Source organism: Kitasatospora sp. NPDC004799, from assembly GCF_040609095.1.
GTDB lineage: Bacteria > Actinomycetota > Actinomycetes > Streptomycetales > Streptomycetaceae > Kitasatospora.
In genome coordinates this window covers 1-2,627 of sequence record NZ_JBEXJK010000669.1, presented here as the reverse complement: position 1 = coordinate 2,627, position 2,627 = coordinate 1, and the positions used below count along the sequence as shown (strand labels likewise).

Annotated in this window: 3 protein-coding genes; all 3 read left to right on the top strand. The window is 77.2% G+C overall.

The window, feature by feature from the left end; all coding sequences use genetic code 11:
* On the top strand, positions 1-893 hold an 893-nt coding region (locus tag ABZW03_RS39690; RefSeq protein WP_355269580.1), incomplete at its 5' end, for an amidase family protein.
* Positions 890-2,134 (top strand): MFS transporter, encoded by a 1,245-nt coding sequence (locus tag ABZW03_RS39685; RefSeq protein ID WP_355269578.1) that lies wholly within the window; start codon positions 890-892, stop codon positions 2,132-2,134. The genes ABZW03_RS39690 and ABZW03_RS39685, both read left to right, overlap by 4 nt.
* Positions 2,135-2,143: 9 nt before the next feature.
* The coding region (locus ABZW03_RS39680; protein ID WP_355269576.1) for a GntR family transcriptional regulator at positions 2,144-2,627 on the top strand (484 nt) is incomplete at its 3' end.

Here is a 2,627-nt window from a genome sequence, read left to right as displayed (position 1 = left end):
GGGTCGTCGGCCTCAAGCCCGGCCGGGGGCGGGTGTCCCCCGCCCCCGGGACGGACGCCTTCGGCCTGGCCACCGCCGGCCCGCTGACCCGGACGGTACTGGACGCCGCCCTGCTGCTGGACGTCATGGCGGGCAGCATCCCCGGCGACAACAGCACCCTGCCCGCCGTGCCCGCCGGGTACTTCCGGTCCCGCGCCGAACAGGCGCCCGGCCCGCTGCGGATCGGGGTCCTGCCCCGGACGGACGGCTGGCACCCCGAGGCCGCGCTGGCCTGCCGCCGCACCGCCGACCTGCTCACCGACCTCGGCCACCGGGTGGAGGAGGCGCCGCCGTTCGACCCCGGCGAGTACCGGCCGGACTTCACCGTGCTGTGGAGCGCACTGGCCGCCGCCGTGCCCGTCCCGCCCGAGCGGGAGGAGCAACTGCTGCCGCTGACCCGCTGGTTGAGGACCCTCGGCGGCGAACACGACGCGGCCCGGCTGCACGCGGCGACGACCGCGCTGGCCGCCACCGCCCGTACGCTCTGCCACCGTTACGACCGCTACGACGCGGTGCTCAGCCCGACGACGGATCAACCGCCGCTGCCCGTCGGCGCGTTGGTCGACCCGGACGCCCCGGAGCGGACCTTCGCCCGGATGCTCGCCGCCACCCCGCGCACGCCGCTGGCGAACCTCACCGGCCAGCCGTCGATCAGCCTTCCGCTGCACTGGACACCGGACGGGCTGCCGATCGGCGTCATGCTGACCGCCCGGCTCCACGAGGAGGGCCTGCTGCTCTCCCTCGGCGCCCAGCTGGAACGGGCCCGGCCCTGGCACCACCACGCCGCCCGGCAGTCCGCCGTCCTGGAACAGGCCCGGCGGACGGCGGCACGGCCCGAGCGGAGCACCCGGTGAAGCGCGGCAAGCTGGCCTTCCTGACCGGCACCCACATCGTCAACGACCTCTACCAGGGCGCCGTTCCGGCCCTGCTGCCCTTCCTGATGTCCCAGCGGCACTACAGCTACACCGCCGTCTCCGGCCTCGCGCTGGCCGCGAGCGGCCTGTCCAGCGTGGTCCAGCCGCTGTTCGGCCTGCTGGTCGACCGCCGCCCCCGCGACTGGCTCGTCCCGGCCGGCTTCCTCACCGCCGCGGCCGGGATCACCGGCGCGGGACTGGCCGACGGCTACCTGCTCACCTGGCTCTGCGCCGCCCTGGCCGGCATCGGCATCGCCGCCTACCACCCCGCCGCCACCAGCCAGGCCCGGGCCGCCGGCGGGCAGTCCCAGCGGGCGATGAGCCTGTTCTCCGTCGGCGGCACCCTCGGCGCCTCGCTGGCCCCGGCCCTGGTCACCCTGGTGGTCGGCGGGTACGGCCTGCGCGGCAGCTGGCTGCTCGCCGTCCCGGCGCTGGTGACGGCCGCGCTCTGGGCCGTACAGGGCCTTCGGCAGCGGGATCGCACCCCGGCGGGCCCGGCGACCGCCCGGGCCGCGGCGGCGAGCACCCACCGCGACGACTGGCGGGCCTTCGGACGCCTGGTCGCGACCACCGTCGCCTGGTCGGTGCCCTACGTGACCGTCACCTCGATGCTGGCCCTGCACATCCAGCGCGACCTCCACGGCTCGACCGGCACCGGCGCCGCCGCGCTCACCCTGCTCACGCTGGCCGGAGCGGCCGGCACCCTGCTCGGCGGCTGGCTGGGCGACCGGTACGGCCGGCTGGCCCCGATCCGGGCCGGCTACCTGCTGGCCGTCCCCGCGCTGGCCGCGGTGGTCCTCGCCCCGAGCGTCGCGGTCGCCGTGACCGGTGCGGTGGCGTTCGGACTGGCCATGTTCCTGCCCTTCGCCCCGCAGGTGACGCTGGCCCAGGACTACCTCCCCACCCGGCCCGGCACCGCCAGCGGGCTCACCCTCGGACTCGCCATGTCCGTGGGCGGCCTGGCCGCACCGGCGCTCGGCGGACTGGCCGACGCCCACGGCCTGCGGACCGTCCTCGCCCTGGTCCTCGGCGTCCTGGCGGTCGCCCTCGGCTGCGCGCTGCGCCTGCGCGACCGGGTCCTGACCGAGCCGGAGCCCGGCGCGCGGGAACCGGGCGCAGGCATCGGGGCAGGACCGGCCGCCGAGCCGGTGACCAGGGGCGCGGCACCCCGGGGGCGATAGGGTCGGCCCATGACTGTTCGCCCGGTACGCCATCGTTCGCTGGTCGAGGAGGCCGTCGCCGAGCTGCGCCGGCTGATCGGCACCGGCGCATGGCCGGTGGGCAGCAGGCTCCCCGGCGAGGTGGAGCTGAGCCGGCTCCTCGGCGTCGGCCGGACCACCTCCCGCGAGGCGGTCCGGGTGCTGATCGCCGACGGCCAGCTGCGCGCCCGGCAGGGTTCGGGCACCTACGTGGCCGCCGCCTCCCCCGTGTCCGAGTTCGACCGGGAACTGCGGCGCTCGGAGGTCTTCGACGTGTACGAGGTCCGGGCGGCGCTGGAGGTGGAGGCGGGCCGACTGGCCGCACAGCGGCGCACCGAGGAGGACGTCACCGCGCTGCGGGGGGCACAGGCCCCCCCCAGCGCGGCCCCCCCCCCCGCCGAACACCTCAGGCGGGCCGGGCAAAGCCCCCCCCGGGCGGGGGGGGCGCGCCACCAATCCGCTACCGCTACCCAAT